This window comes from Streptomyces sp. NBC_00448 (assembly GCF_036014115.1).
GTDB lineage: Bacteria > Actinomycetota > Actinomycetes > Streptomycetales > Streptomycetaceae > Actinacidiphila.
This window is the reverse complement of record NZ_CP107913.1, coordinates 7829662-7843359: the sequence shown is the minus strand read 5'-3', so window position 1 is coordinate 7843359 and position 13698 is coordinate 7829662. Positions and strand designations below refer to the sequence as shown.

Genomic DNA, 13698 nt, shown 5'->3' with positions numbered 1-13698 from the left:
CCGCGTTCGCGGTGGTTTTCCTGAGATCAGGGTCACACTGCGTGAAGACCGGGGTCGCGGGAACCAGCCATCGACTCGCCCATCAGCTTGCCGAGTTGCCGGTGTCAGCCGATACCATCAATGAAAGCCGCCGTCCCCTGAAGCATTTCGCGGCACCCTCCGCTACGAAGGTCTTCCATGCCCCACAGCCAATCCTCTGCACCTCGCCGCCGGGTCGGCCTCGCGCGCGGAGCGTCGCCGTGGCTCCTCCCGACCGCGGCCACGGCGGCGGTCAGTCTGCTGCGTGCCCGCCGCTCCGGACGCTGGGCGGCGGTGGCCGTCCCCGCCACCGTTCTCACGGCCGGCATGCTGTGGTTCTTCCGCGACCCCGAGCGGAAGATCACCGAGGGCGGGGTGGTCTCCCCCGCCGACGGCGTGGTCCAGAGCGTCATGCCGTGGAAGGACGGGCGCACCCGCGTCGCGATCTTCATGAGCCCGTTGAACGTCCACGTCAACCGCGCCCCGCTCAGCGGCACGGTCACCTCCGTCGAGCACGTCCCCGGCGGTTTCGTCCCGGCGTTCAACAAGGAGAGCGAGAACAACGAGCGGGTGGTCTGGCACTTCGACACCGAGATCGGTGACGTCGAGGTGATCCAGATCGCCGGCGCGGTGGCCCGGCGGATCGTGCCGTACGTGCCACGCGGCTGCAAGGTCGAGCAGGGCGAGCGGATCGGGCTGATCCGGTTCGGCTCCCGGGTGGACGTCTACCTGCCGGAAGGCGTGGGCTCCGCGGTCGAGGTCGGCGAGACCATGACGGCTGGGGTGACGCGCCTTGACCGTGACTGAGCACGAGACACACGGCAACTGGGTCAGCGAGATCGAGGAGCAGGACGACGACCTGCCCCTGTCGACACGGCTCTCGATCGCCGACGCGCTGACCCTCGGCAACGCGATCTGCGGCTTCATGGCCGTCTACTTCACCACCACCGGCGTGCTGGTGCCGCACCTGATGGGCAACGGCGACAGCGCGATGTCCAAGCACAGCGCGGCCAACGCGGTGACGCTGATGCTGATGGCGTCGGTCTTCGACCTCTTCGACGGGCTGGTCGCGCGCAAGCTGCGCAGCTCGGCGATGGGCGCGGAGCTGGACAACCTCTCGGACCTGATCAGCTTCGGGCTCGCGCCCGCGTACTTCGTCGTCGTGTGGGGCATCGTCTCCGACGACGCACACGGCAAGGTGGCCGCCGCCGCGGCCGTCCTCGTCGTACTCGCGGTGGTGCTGCGGCTGGCCCGTTTCTCCTGCACCACGCTGCGGGACGGGGTCTTCCAGGGCATGCCCAGCCCCTTCGGGGCGATGACCGTGGTCTCCCTGGTGCTGCTGGAGCTGCCCTTCCTGCCCACGGTGATCGCGATCGTCGGGGTGGCGTGGCTGATGGTGAGCCGGGTCGAGTACCCCAAGCCGCGCGGACGGCTCGCGCTGATCACGTTCTGCTGGACGCTGGTCAGCATGGGGTGCCTCGCCGCGTGGACCCTGAACATTCCCGGTGGGCACCAGCTTCTGCAGGCGGGCTGCGCCCTCCAGTGTGTGGCCGCGGCCACGATTCCCGGGTTCGCGACGACTCGTCGGGTCAACACCATCCGGGCGAACCGTCGTGAGCGCGCTACCGCGCGGTAAGCGGTCCCCCCGGGTTTCCCCGTCCTGTCGGTTCCGGGACCACCGGTGAGTGGTGGGTCCCCGCGCCGTTCCTCCCCCTGTCTTCGCCGGGGGCACCCCCAGCGCCCCTTCGGCTGCTCGCCGTCGGGGCCGCGGTGTTTCTCCGGCCGCGGGCCGGTGGCCTGCTGAGCACGGCTCCCTCCGCCTCAAGCACGGAGGGAGCCGCGGCTGCGCACGGGTGGTCCCTGAACCGACAGGACGGGGCAGCCCCGGGGGTTTGTCGCCCCGCTACCCCAGGAAATCCCGGGCGAGGGCGACGGCCGCCCGCTCAAGAAGCGGCCCCGCCTCAGCCATGGACCGCTGGACGTCGGGCTCCAGCTCGGCAAGTGCGTAGGCGCGGCTGATCCCCGCCTCCGCGAGCTCCGCGGGGGAAAGGGCGAGGCGGCCGCAGACCGCCACCACGGGCACGCCGGAGGCGTTCGCGGCCGCGGCGACCCCGACCGGCGCCTTGCCGTGCAGGGTCTGGGCGTCGAGGGACCCCTCCCCGGTGATGACGAGGTCGGCCCGGTCGAGGGCGGCGGCGAACCCGAGGACGTCGAGGAGGACGTCGATCCCGGGCCGGAAGGACGCGCGCAGCCCGACGAGGGCGCCGTAGCCGATCCCGCCGGCGGCACCCGCCCCCGGGGCGTCGGCAGCGCTGAGCGCGGCACCCCCGAGGGTCGCGCCGAGGACGGCCGCGTACTGCCCGAGCGCACCGTCCAGCAGGGCCACGTCGTCCTCGGAGGCGCCCTTCTGCGGCCCGTAGACGGCCGCGGCGCCCTTGGGCCCGCGCAGCGGGTTGTCGACGTCGCTGGCGAGCACGATCTCGGTGTCCGCCAGCCGCGGGTCCAGCGCGGACAGGTCGGCGGTCGCGAGCGACGCCAGCGCGGCGCCACCGGGGGCGACGGGCACCCCCTCCGCGTCCAGCAGCCGCGCGCCGAGCGCGCTGAGCATGCCGGCGCCGCCGTCGGTGGTGGCGCTGCCGCCGACCCCGAGCACGATCGTGCGGGCACCGTCGTCGAGCGCGGCCCGCAGCAGCTCACCGGTGCCGTAGGTGGTGGCGGTCAGCGGCGCGAAGACCCCGGGCGGCAGGTGCCGCAGCCCGGACGCCTCGGCCATCTCGACCACCGCGGTGCCCTCGCGCAGCGCGTACGCGGCCTCGACCGGCTCGCCGAGCGGGCCGGTCACCCGCGCGGTACGGCGCTCGAACCCGGCGGCGACCGCCGCGTCCACGGTGCCGTCGCCCCCGTCGGCCACCGGAAGCGACGTGACGGTCACCTCGGGTGCGACCTGGTGCAGGCCGGCCGTGACACGGGCGGCCACCTCGACCGCCGTGAGCGAGCCCTTGAACTTGTCCGCGGCGACGAGCACATGCCCCGTCGGCCGTCGTACTGCATCGGACACGTGAATTCTCCTGATCCGAAACGGAACGTCGCGCCGCTCCGGACCTTATCCCACGTGCGGTGCGGGCCCCGTAGGTTGGTGCGCATGACCACCGACTACGCCACGTACATCGCCTCGCTGCCCAAGATCCTGGCGAGCGCGAGCACCCTGTTCCGGTCGGCCGACGGCCGGGTCCTGCTCGTGGAGCCCAACTACCGGGACGACGGCACCTGGACGCTGCCGGGCGGCACCATCGAGTCGGACCAGGGCGAGAACCCGCGGCAGGGTGCCCGCCGGGAGACCCTGGAGGAGATCGGTCTCGACGTGCCGCCGGGCGCGCTGCTCGCGGTGGACTGGATCGGCGGGACCGCGCGGCCCCCGCTGGTGATCTACCTCTACGACGGCGGCGTGCTCGGCGAGCAGGAACTCGGCGCGATCCGGCTGCAGGAGGAGGAGTTGGACTCCTGGCGGCTGGTCGCGCCCGACGACCTGGAGCAGTATCTGTACGCGAACGGCGCGCGCCGCATCCGCGCCGGGCTGGCCGCGCTGGCGGCGGGTACCGGGCCGGTCGAACTGGTCGACGGGGACCCGGCGGACGCGGCCGGCTCGTCCGCTCCGGCCGCCTCGGCCACTCCAGACGACTCGGCCGACTCGGCTGATTCCGCGGGGCGTTGACCGCCGCGGCCGCTCACGCCTTGGGGATGTCGAAGAAGTAGGTGAGGCCGCCCGCGAGCCGGATGTCGCCCTTCAGCTTCAACTTGCGGGTGAAGAACAGGGTCGGCCCCGAGGCGTTGCCCGAGACCAGCTTCAGGAACTCCGGCGCGGCCATCGTGAGGCTCAACTGCGGTGTGCGGTCGGTGCGTTCGGTGACGACGGTGCAGGCGCCCCGGGCGATGTGCGTTTCGTAGACGTCGTCGCCGTCGCCCGGCTCGGTGCCGTTCTCGGTGATCCGCCAGCGGATCAGGGCGTCCCGGCCGCCCGCGGCCTCGGGCTTGAAGAGGGTGTGCATCCGCCCGAACACCTCGTCGAGCACCCGGCGGCGCTGCGGCCCGGCCATCAGTTCGGCGATCCGCCGGCCGGGCAGACCCTTCACGATCCGGGCGAACTCCCGGGGCTCCACCGACCCAAAGTCCAGTGCCTCCAGGTCGAGATCATCAAGTGCGGCCATGCGAACGCCTCTTCCTGTTCCTGACTTCGGAGTAACCTTACTCGCGAGTAAGGTTAATGAACCGCTCTCCACGTGGCAAGGCTTCCCCATCGAGACGGGACATCCGTGCCCCTTTCCCCTTAGGATTCCGCCCACGGGGGACTACGGCTTTCCGCTTCGCGGACGGCCCAGCTGGCATCGCTCCGACGGGAGTCGGGTCGGGCACGACCCCGGCACTCCCATTTTCGAGCGACAGAAGGCGGAAAGTCCCATGGCGGAACGGCAGTTCCTCGGACACGGCACCAACACCGGTGCGGAGAAGTTCTGGTACGTCCTCGGCTGCATCTACTTCGGTGCCTACTACATGGCCAAGGTGCCGGTGAAGAAGGCGCTGAGCGAGTACGGCCTGGTCGAGATGACCGGCGCGGAGAAGTTCTGGTACGTCATCCTCTGCATACTCTTCGGCAGCGGCTACTTCCAGAAGGTCGTCATCAAGCGGGCGCTGTCCGAGGTCCGCGACCCCAACGGCGCGTTCCCGGCCGGCGGCCAGCCGGCGCAGCTCGGCTACCAGCAGCAGCCCAACTACCAGCAGCCGGCGCCCGGTTACGGCTACCCGCAGCAGCCCGGCGGTCAGCCCGGCCAGCAGCCCGGCCAGGGCTACGGCTACCCGACCGCCTGATCACGCCGGTCACCCCGCAGGCGCGGCCCAGTGGGGGTCGCGGCCCAGCGCCGCCACGATGCGGTCCAGGGCCGCGGCCCCCTCGGGCGCCGCCACCCCGGGCGCGAACGCCGCGCCCTGCGCCGTCCGTTCGGCACCGTCCGGCACCGCCAGCGCGATCCGCAGCGTGGCGTCGAGCAGGTCCGCGCCGAACTCGGCCCGCGCACCGATGGACTTGGCCACGTCCCAGGCGTGCACGACGGTGTCCACGAGCTGGAAGCCGACCGCCACCTCGGCGCGCAGCGGCTCGGGCCGGACCTCGGGCAGCCACATCCGGCTGCCCGGCAGGTCCTCGATCGCCGCGAACGCGGCCACCACCTCGGTGCCGGACGCGGCGAAGGCCCGCCCCGGGTCCTCCCCCGCCGCCACCGGGCGGTCCGCCCAGATCCCCATGTCCTCGCGCTCGCCGCGCGCCGCCGCCGCGAACCCGTGGTTCTGCCCGGTCATGTGCGCGAGCAGTCGCCCCAGGTCCCAGGAGCCGCAGGGCGTGACCGCCCCGAGCCCGTCCGCCGGCACGGCACCGACCAGTGCCGACGCCACCTCGATCGCCGTACGGTGATACCCCCGAAGATCACTCATCCCGCCACCCTAGCCCCGTGGGAACGCCGCCGCGGGCTTTGTCAGGAGGCGGTGCGTTCGGCGGCCGGGCGGCGGCGCGGGCCCACCTGCCGGAGGGCTGACGGCACGTACGCCTGGTCGCGGGTGCGCAGGGTGTGGCGCCGCCGTCCGGTGCCCGGCCTGCGGCGGTTCGGGGCCGGCGGGAGGGACGTCCTCATCCAGGGACAGCCGGTCCCTGGCTGCGCCCGGCGTCCCGGTGCATGGTGGAGAGGTGGACAGAACCGAGCTGGCCGACTTCCTGCGCCGCTGCCGTACCCGGCTCGCCCCTGCCGACGTGGGGCTCTCCGAGGGCCCGCGCCGCCGCACCCCGGGGCTGCGCCGCGAGGAGGTGGCGCGGTTGGCGGGGATGTCCACGGACCACTACACGCGGCTGGAGCAGGCCAGGGGCTCGCACCCGTCCCGCCAGATGCTCGCCGCCGTCGCCCGCGCGCTGCGCCTGACCGGTGACGAGCGGGACCACCTCTTCCATCTGGCCGGCGAGGAGCCCCCGCGCGGCAACCGGCCCGCCACGGAGCACGTCCGCCCCGGCCTGCTCCTGCTCCTCGACCGACTGACCGACACCCCCGCCCAGGTGGTGAGCGACCGCGGCGACATCCTCGCGCAGAACCCGATGGCCAAGGCGCTGCACGGCGACGCGTCCGCCCGCCCCGAGGCCGAACGCAACATCATCTGGCGGTACTTCACCGATCCCGCCGCGCGGGACCTCATCCCGGCCGAGGACCGGGAGCGGGCCGCCCGCGTGGCGGTGGCGGACCTGCGCGCGACCTTCGCCCGCCGCCCGGACGACGCGCGGCTGGCCGGGCTCGTCCGCCGGCTGCGCGCCCGCAGCGAGGGGTTCGCGGCGCTGTGGGACGACCACCGCGTGGCGGTGCGCCGCAGCGACGTCAAACGCTTCCTGCACCCGGTGGTCGGCCTGCTGGAGCTGGACTGCGAGGTGCTGCTCAACCCGGACCACGACCAGCGGCTGATCGTCCACACGGCCCGCCCGGGCAGCGAGTCGCACGAGCGGCTGGAGCTGCTGCGCGTGGTCGGGCTCCAGGAGCTGGCCCGCGGCTGAACCGCCACCGCCCGTGGCCGAGCCCGCGGTCGAGGACGTGATCGTCACCAGGGCCGTACCGCCCCACCAGGCGCGTTGCCGTGCCCGCCGCACGCCAAACCGTTACGGTGAGTGAGTGAACGCGGCGCGGCGGGCGGGAGAAGGCAGGACCGGCGGGGGCGGCAGGCTCGACGCCGCGGAGCGGGCCCGGCGCATCCACCCGGCCAAGCGGGTGCTGCTGGGCACCGCAGGAGGCGTCCTGCTGCTCGTCGGGGTGGCGCTGCTGGTGCTGCCGGGTCCCGGGATGCTGCTGGTGCTCGCCGGGCTGGTGCTGCTCTCGCGGGCGATGCCCGCGGTGGCCCGGTTCGAGGAGCCGGTACGGGTCCGGGCGATGCAGGGCGTCGAGGCGAGCGTGGCCTCGCGATGGCGGATCGCCGGCACCGCGCTGGTCGGCCTCGGGCTGATCGGCGCCGGGGTCGTCTGGGGCGCCCGCCTGGTGTCCGGGCTGCCCTTCGGCGGCTGGTCGACCGGGTCCAGCCTGATCCTCTCCGGCCTGGTGCTGCTCGGGCTGCTGGTGTGGAGCCACCGCCGGGTGCACCGCTCCTGACCCGCACGGCTCCATGGCCTGCCCGGCTCCTGACCCGCGAGGCACCGAACCGCGACGCGCCCGCCCGCGCGCCCTACCGGCGGGCCGCCGCGCGCCGCAGGTGCCGCAGCACCGCCTTCGCCGCGTGGTGGCCGCTCATGCCGTGCACGCCCGGGCCGGGCGGGGTCGCGGCGGAGCAGAGGAAGACCCCGGGGCGGGGCGTGGCGTACGGGATCGCGGCGAGCCGGGGCCGCAACACCGTCTGCAGGCCGGAGAACGCGCCGCAGGCGATGTCGCCCTCGACGTAGTTGGCGTTGCGGGCGGCGAGCCCGGCCGGGCCGGTCACCGTGCGGGCCAGCACCAGGTCCCGGAAGCCGGGCGCGAACCGTTCGATCTGCCGCTCGACGGCGTCGGTCGCGTCACCGTGCCAGCCGCGCGGTACATGGCCGTACGCCCAGAAGACGTGCTTGCCCTCCGGCGCCCGGGACGGGTCGACCACGGTGGGCTGGGAGGTGATGAGGAACGGCGTCTGCGGCGGGCGACCGGTGACGGCGCGGTTGAGGGCGTCGCCGATCTCCGTGTACGTGGGGCCGATGTGCACGGTGCCGGCTTCCCTGGCGACCGGCGCGGTCCACGGCACGGGGCCGTCCAGCGCGTAGTCGATCTTGAAGACGGACGGCCCGTAGCGGTAGCCGCGGTAGACGTCGCCGAGCGCGGCGATCCGGGCCAGCGCGGTCGGCGAGGTGTCGAAGACGTAGGCGCGGGCGGGCGGGAGTTCGTCGAGTTTGCGTACGGTCACGCCGGTGGTGAGGACACCGCCGAGTTCGGTGAGGTGGGCGGCGAGCGCGTCGCTGATCGCCTGGGAGCCGCCGCGCGCCACCGGCCAGCCGCGTTCGTGCGCGGCGAGCGCGAACATCAGGGCCATCGCACCGGTGAGCGGCTCGCTGAGGCGGGCGATGGCGTGCCCGGCGAGACCCGCGAGCATCGCGCGGGCCTTCGCGTCGTGGAACCGGTGCGCCAGCAGCCCGACCGGCGGCAGGCCGGTGAGGCCGAACCGGGCGAAACGGTAAGGGTCCTTGGGCAGCCCGGACCACGGCGGCCGGAAGAAGTCGGCGGCCATCGTCTCCCAGTGGCCGACGTACGGGGCGAGCAGCTTGCGGTAGACGGGGGCGTCGCGCGGCCCGAGCGAGGCCGCGGTCTCACCGACCGTGCGGGCCAGCACCGCCGCGGTGCCGTCGGGGAAGGGGTGCGCCATCGGCACCCGCGGCTGGAGCCACTCCAGGCCGTGCCGGGCCAGCGGCAGCGTACGGAAGACGGGCGAGCCGACGCCGAAGGGGTGGACGGCGGAGCAGGGGTCGTGACGGAAGCCGGGAAGCGTCAACTCCTCGGTGCGGGCGCCGCCGCCGACGGTGTCGGCCGCCTCGTAGACGTGCACCGACAGGCCCGCGCGGGCGAGTTCGACCGCGGCGGTCAGCCCGTTGGGGCCGGCGCCGACCACGACCGCGTCGGCCACCACCGCCCGGCTCACCGCGCGCCGCCTTCCCGGCCGGCGTCCGCGGAGTTGGAGTTCCCCGTGTGCCCGGCGTCCGCGGAGTCCTCGGTGAAGCCGATCCCCAGGGTGCGCACCACCCGCCGCGCCGTCGCCTCGTCCCGGGCCACCGTGAACGGCAGCCGGTTGCCCCCGGCCACGCGGAACGGCTCCCCGGTCGGCGTCAGGCTCGCGCCGCCCGCCTCCGAGACCAGCAGCAGCCCCGCCGAGTGGTCCCAGGGCGCCTCCCAGAAGAACGCCACCCCGTCCGCGATCCCCCGGGCGACCTCCAGGTAGCCCAGCCCCGCGCTCGTGGTGCACGGCACCGTCTCGACGCCCGCGGCCTCCAGCCGCTCCAGCGCGGCGCGCTCCTCCTCGTCGCGGAAGACCGGGTTGGAGATCCATATCCGCAGCGGCTCGCGGGCACCGGCAGTACGAAGCCGCTCGCCGTCGAGGTACGCGCCCCGGCCGCGTCCGGCGGTGGCGAACAGGCCGAGCAGCGGGGCGTACGTCCAGGAGGCCACCGGCAGGCCGCCGCGCACCAGGCTCACCAGCGTGGAGAACCCCTTGTCGCCGCGGACGAACGCCGAGGTGCCGTCGACCGGGTCGACCACCCACACCGGGGCGTCGCCGCGCAGCAGTTCCAGCCGGGACGGGTCCGCGGCGACCGCTTCCTCGCCGACCACGACGGACCCGGGCAGCAGCGCGGGGAGCCGCTCGGTGAGGGCTTCCTCGGCGCGCCGGTCGGCCGTGGTGACCAGATCGTGCGGGCCGTGCTTCTCCACCACGTCCGCGGCCGTCAGTTGCCGCCAACGGGGAACGACTTCCGCCGCCACCACGTCCCTGACCGTCTCCTCGACAGCGGCGAGGAGCGCGTCATCGACCGCATCAGCATCGTTGGCCATGCGGCCATCCAACCAGACAACGGTGTCCCGCCGTGACGGTGCCGGTCTCGTCCCCGACTGTCGCCCGGTGATGGGTCGCGCGCGCGGTTCCCCCGCGCCCCTGAGGTACTGCGGCCCACCCTCTGCGCGGAGGGAGCCGCACCATCAGGTGCGCGGGGAACCGCGCGACAAGCCGCAGTGCGCCCCCACACGGGGACCGCGGCGAACCCCTGCGGCGGGTTACCGCAGCGCCGGAACGACGTGGGCACCGTAAGCGTCGATGACGGGCTCCTTCGCGTCGTGCATGGCGTAGAGCGCGAACTGGTCGACGCCGAGGTCACGGAGTGCGGCGAGCTTGTCGAGGTGGGCCTCGGGGGGGCCGAGCACGCAGAAGCGGTCCACGATGTCGTCGGGCACGAACGCGGTGTCGGGGTTGCCGGTCCGCCCGTGGTGCGCGTAGTCGTAGCCCTGGCGCTGCTTGACGTAGGCGGTCAACTCGTCGGGCACGAGCGCGGAGTGCTCGCCGTAGCGGGCGACGAGATCGGCGACGTGGTTGCCGACCATCCCCCCGAACCACCGGCACTGCTCGCGGGCGTGCGCCAGGCCCTCCGCCGAACCGTCGGTGACATACGCCGGGGCGGCCACGCAGATGGTGATCGCGGCCGGATCGCGGCCGGCCCGCTCCGCGGCGGCGCGCACCGCCTTGACCATCTGCTCGGCGAGGTAGACGTCGGCGAGCTGGAGGATGAACCCGTCGGCCTTCTCCCCCGCCATGGCCAGCGCCTTCGGCCCGTAGGCGGCCATCCACACCGGCAGTTCGCCGCCCTCCACCCACGGCAGCCGCAGCGCGGTGCCGTCGACGGTGGCCTCGCGGCCCTCGGCGAGGTCGCGGATCACGGTGATCGCCTCGCCGAGCCGGGCGAGCGTGTTGGGCGGGCGGCCCGCCACCCGCATCGCGGAGTCGCCGCGCCCGATGCCGCACACCGTGCGGTTGCCGTACATCGAGTTGAGGGTGGCGAACGTGGACGCGGTCACCTCCCAGGTGCGGGTGCCGGGGTTGGTGACCATGGTGCCGACGGTGAGCCGGTCGGTGTGGTCGAGGATGCGGCTGTGGATGACGAACGGCTCCTGCCACAGCACGGCGGAGTCGAAGGTCCAGCCGTGGCTGAAGCCGTTGCGCTCGGCGCGGCGCATCAGGCCGACGACGTTCGACGCGGGCGGGTCGGTCTGCAGGACGAGTCCGAAGTCCATGGCGGCACCGCTCCTTCAACGTGGGGAGGCTCGCAGGGGGTCGGCGGGGTTCGGCGGGCGCCGAACGACGTCAGCCGAGGAACTGGCAGGTGCCGCGCGGCACGTACTGCCCGTGCCCGGCCCGGCCGACGTACGCGCCGTCCTGGATCACCGGCACCCCCCGGGACAGGACGGTCTGCGCCCGCCCGGTGATCCGGCGGCCCTCGTACGCGCTGTAGTCGACGTTCATGTGGTGGGTCTGCGCGGAGAGCACCTGGCCGGCGTGCGGGTCGTAGACCACCACGTCGGCGTCGGCGCCGGGCGCGAGGGTGCCCTTGCGGGGGTAGAGCCCGAACATCCGGGCCGGGGTGGCGCAGGCGATCTCGATCCAGCGGCGCCGGGTGAGGTGGCCGTCGAGGACGGCCTGGTGCAGCAGGTCCATCCGGTTCTCCACCCCGGGCAGGCCGTTGGGGATCTTGGAGAAGTCGCCGACGCCGATGTCCTTCTGCCCGGTGAAGCAGAACGGGCAGTGGTCGGTGGAGACCACCTGGAGGTCGTCGGTGCGCAGGCCCTGCCACAGCGCGGCCTGGTGCTCGCGCGGCCGCAGCGGGGTGCTGCACACGTACTTGCTGCCCTCGAAGCCGGGTTCGGCGAGGTTGTCGGTGGACAGGAACAGGTACTGCGGGCAGGTCTCACCGAAGACCGGCAGGCCCTGGTCGCGGGCCGTGATCAGCTCGGCCACCGCCTGCTGGGCGGAGACGTGCACCACGTACAGCGGCGCGCCGGCGACCCGGGCGAGCTGGATGGCGCGGTGGGTGGCCTCGGCCTCCAGCAGCGCGTGCCGGACCTCGCCGTGGTAGCGCGGGTCGGTCTTCCCCGCGGCGAGCGCCTGCTGGACCAGGACGTCGATGGCGATGCCGTTCTCGGCGTGCGTCATGATCAGGCCGCCGTTGGCCGCCGCGCGCTGCATCGCCCGCAGAATCCGGCCGTCGTCGCTGTAGAACACGCCCGGGTACGCCATGAAGAGCTTGAAGCTGGTGACGCCCTCCTCGACGAGGAGGTCCATCTCCTTGAGCACCGGCTCGTTGACGTCGGCGACGATCATGTGGAAGCCGTAGTCGATCGCGCACCGCGCGTCGGCCTTCGCGTGCCAGGCGTCGAGGCCGGCCCGCAGGCTGCCGCCGACCTGCTGGATGGCGAAGTCCACGATGGTGGTGGTGCCGCCCCAAGCGGCGGCGCGGGTGCCGGTCTCGAAGGTGTCCGAGGCGACGGTGCCGCCGAACGGCATCTCCATGTGGGTGTGCGCGTCCACGCCGCCGGGGATGACGTACCGGTCGGTGGCGTCGATGACGGTGTCGGCGGTCCAGCCGGCCGCGGTGTCGCTGTCGTGGGCGGCGAGCGCGGCGATCCGCCCGCCCTCGATCAGCACGTCGGCGTGGACCTCGTCGGCGGCGGTGATCACCAGGCCGCCGCGGATGAGGGTGCGGGTCACTGCGCGGCTCCTTCCTGCACCGGCGGTGCGGACTTCGCGGGTGCGGACGGCTCCCGCCCTGCGGACGGCTGCTGCGCGGACTGCTGCTCCAGTTCGGCCTGCGCGGCGCTCAGGGCCGCGCTCAGGGCGTCGGCGCCCTGCTCCGCCTCGGCCACGGTGAGCGTCAGCGGCGGGGCGATCCGCAGCGCGTTGCCCGCCCGGCCGCCCTTGCCGATCAGCAGGCCGTGCTCGCGGGCCGCTTCGAGGACCAGCGAGGCGGCGGCCGGCGACGGGATGTCGGTGCCGGGTTCGACCAGTTCCACCCCGAGCATCAGGCCGCGGCCGCGCACCTCGCGGACGATGGTGCTGCGCGCGGCGACCGCGTCCAGCCGGGACTTCAGCAGGCCGCCGACCCTGCGGGCGTTGCCCTGGAGGTCGTGGTCGAGCAGGTAGGCGAGGTTGGCGAGCGCTCCCGCGGTGGTGATCGGGCTGCCGCCGAAGGTGGAGATGGAGTTGGCGTCCAGGCAGTTCATCACCTCGGCGCGGGCCACCACACCGCCCATGGACAGGCCGTTGCCGATGCCCTTGGCGAAGGTGAGGATGTCCGGCGGGCCGGTCTGGTCGTGCGCCTGCCAGCCCCAGAAGTGGTCACCGGTACGGCCCCAGCCGGTCTGCACCTCGTCGGTGATCCACAGGATGCCGTGCCGGTCCAGCACCCGCTTGAACGCGGCCAGCAGACCGTCAGGGCCGGAGGTGAACCCGCCGACGCCCTGCACCGGTTCGGCGATGAGCGCCGCGATCGTGCCGTTCGCCTGCCCGAGCAGGTCCTCCAGGTCCTCCACGCACGCGGCGGTGAACTCCGCGTCGGTCAGGTGCGCGTACGGGCCGCGGGTGCGGACCCCGCCGTGCACGTAGAGCGTCTGGAGCGGGGAGAGGCTGGTCGGGGACCAGGCGGAGTTGCCGGTGATGCCGATCGAGGTGAAGGACCGGCCGTGGTAGCTGTTGCGCAGCGCCAGCACCTGGTTGGAGCGGCGGTAGGTGGTGGCCAGCAGCAGCGCGGTGTCGTTGGCCTCGGTGCCGGAGGTGGTGAAGAACACCCGGGCGTCCGGGATGCCGGACAGGTGGGCGATCCGCTCGGCCAGTTCGACGGCCTGGCGGCTGAGGTAGAGCGTCGAGGTGTGCAGGATCTTCCCGGCCTGCTCGGTGACGGCGGCGGTCACCTCCGGCAGCGCGTGCGCGGTCATGGTGGTGAGGATGCCGCCGAAGAAGTCCAGGTAGCGGCGTCCCTCGGCGTCCCAGACGTGGCGGCCCTCGCCGTGCGTCAGCTCGATCGGCCGGGCGTAGTAGGTGGCCAGCCAGTCGGGGAGCACCGCTTGGTGGCGGGCGTGCAGCGCGGCGTGCGCGCTCTGGGTCGCGGTGGCCATC

General features: G+C 73.6%; 15 protein-coding genes. 6 read left to right on the top strand and 9 right to left on the bottom strand.

Features of this window, described 5'->3' with window-relative positions; all coding sequences use genetic code 11:
• The first annotated feature begins 177 nt into the window (after positions 1 to 177).
• Complete coding sequence (locus OG370_RS33825) at positions 178 to 825, top strand: phosphatidylserine decarboxylase (RefSeq protein WP_328471005.1); 648 nt, start codon at positions 178 to 180, stop codon at positions 823 to 825.
• Entirely contained in the window at positions 812 to 1654 is an 843-nt protein-coding gene (gene pssA, locus OG370_RS33820) for a CDP-diacylglycerol--serine O-phosphatidyltransferase (protein WP_328471003.1), read from the top strand. The genes OG370_RS33825 and pssA overlap by 14 nt, the downstream gene beginning before the upstream one ends.
• Positions 1655 to 1921: 267 nt before the next feature.
• Here the strand turns inward: pssA and OG370_RS33815 are convergent, their stop codons facing one another.
• Positions 1922 to 3076 (bottom strand): glycerate kinase, encoded by a 1155-nt coding sequence (locus tag OG370_RS33815; RefSeq protein WP_328471001.1) that lies wholly within the window; start codon positions 3074 to 3076, stop codon positions 1922 to 1924.
• 84 nt (positions 3077 to 3160) lie between these two features.
• Here OG370_RS33815 and OG370_RS33810 point away from each other — a divergent pair, with 84 nt between their 5' ends.
• On the top strand, positions 3161 to 3730 hold the full coding sequence (locus OG370_RS33810; protein WP_328470999.1) for an NUDIX hydrolase: 570 nt from the start codon (positions 3161 to 3163) through the stop codon (positions 3728 to 3730).
• Positions 3731 to 3743: 13 nt separating this feature from the next.
• Here OG370_RS33810 and OG370_RS33805 read toward each other — a convergent pair whose 3' ends face one another.
• Positions 3744 to 4223, bottom strand: coding sequence for an SCP2 sterol-binding domain-containing protein (locus OG370_RS33805; protein WP_328470997.1), 480 nt, complete (start codon positions 4221 to 4223; stop codon positions 3744 to 3746).
• A gap of 250 nt (positions 4224 to 4473) precedes the next feature.
• On the opposite strand from OG370_RS33805, the gene OG370_RS33800 reads away from it, so the two are divergent.
• The gene (locus OG370_RS33800) at positions 4474 to 4881 is read left to right on the top strand and encodes a hypothetical protein (protein ID WP_328470995.1); all 408 of its coding nucleotides are present in this window, start codon (positions 4474 to 4476) and stop codon (positions 4879 to 4881) included.
• A 9-nt stretch (positions 4882 to 4890) separates the two neighbouring features.
• Here the strand turns inward: OG370_RS33800 and OG370_RS33795 are convergent, their stop codons facing one another.
• Complete coding sequence (locus OG370_RS33795; protein ID WP_328470993.1) at positions 4891 to 5499, bottom strand: TIGR03086 family metal-binding protein; 609 nt, start codon at positions 5497 to 5499, stop codon at positions 4891 to 4893.
• A 41-nt stretch (positions 5500 to 5540) separates the two neighbouring features.
• Positions 5541 to 5696, bottom strand: a complete 156-nt coding sequence (locus OG370_RS33790) for a hypothetical protein (RefSeq protein ID WP_328470991.1) — start codon at positions 5694 to 5696, stop codon at positions 5541 to 5543.
• Between the two features lie 53 nt (positions 5697 to 5749).
• On the opposite strand from OG370_RS33790, the gene OG370_RS33785 reads away from it, so the two are divergent.
• Both OG370_RS33785 and OG370_RS33780 read left to right on the top strand, forming a co-directional pair.
• Positions 5750 to 6595, top strand: coding sequence for a helix-turn-helix transcriptional regulator (locus OG370_RS33785; RefSeq protein WP_328470989.1), 846 nt, complete (start codon positions 5750 to 5752; stop codon positions 6593 to 6595).
• Between the two features lie 115 nt (positions 6596 to 6710).
• Positions 6711 to 7181, top strand: coding sequence for a PGPGW domain-containing protein (locus tag OG370_RS33780; RefSeq protein WP_443060795.1), 471 nt, complete (start codon positions 6711 to 6713; stop codon positions 7179 to 7181).
• 73 nt (positions 7182 to 7254) lie between these two features.
• Here OG370_RS33780 and OG370_RS33775 read toward each other — a convergent pair whose 3' ends face one another.
• The 5 genes from OG370_RS33775 to OG370_RS33755 all read right to left on the bottom strand — a co-directional run bounded on the left by OG370_RS33775 (position 7255) and on the right by OG370_RS33755 (position 13697).
• Positions 7255 to 8673, bottom strand: coding sequence for a phytoene desaturase family protein (locus OG370_RS33775; RefSeq protein ID WP_328474676.1), 1419 nt, complete (start codon positions 8671 to 8673; stop codon positions 7255 to 7257).
• An 11-nt stretch (positions 8674 to 8684) separates the two neighbouring features.
• Positions 8685 to 9593 carry an inositol monophosphatase family protein gene (locus tag OG370_RS33770; RefSeq protein ID WP_328470987.1) on the bottom strand — a complete coding sequence of 303 codons (909 nt, stop codon included), beginning with the start codon at positions 9591 to 9593 and terminating at the stop codon, positions 8685 to 8687.
• 219 nt (positions 9594 to 9812) lie between these two features.
• Positions 9813 to 10823 carry a TIGR03842 family LLM class F420-dependent oxidoreductase gene (locus tag OG370_RS33765; RefSeq protein ID WP_328470985.1) on the bottom strand — a complete coding sequence of 337 codons (1011 nt, stop codon included), beginning with the start codon at positions 10821 to 10823 and terminating at the stop codon, positions 9813 to 9815.
• 70 nt (positions 10824 to 10893) lie between these two features.
• Positions 10894 to 12294, bottom strand: a complete 1401-nt coding sequence (hydA, locus tag OG370_RS33760) for a dihydropyrimidinase (protein WP_328470983.1) — start codon at positions 12292 to 12294, stop codon at positions 10894 to 10896.
• Positions 12291 to 13697, bottom strand: a complete 1407-nt coding sequence (locus OG370_RS33755) for an aspartate aminotransferase family protein (protein WP_328470981.1) — start codon at positions 13695 to 13697, stop codon at positions 12291 to 12293. Before OG370_RS33755 ends, hydA begins: the two co-directional genes overlap by 4 nt.
• Between the last annotated feature and the right edge of the window lies 1 nt (position 13698).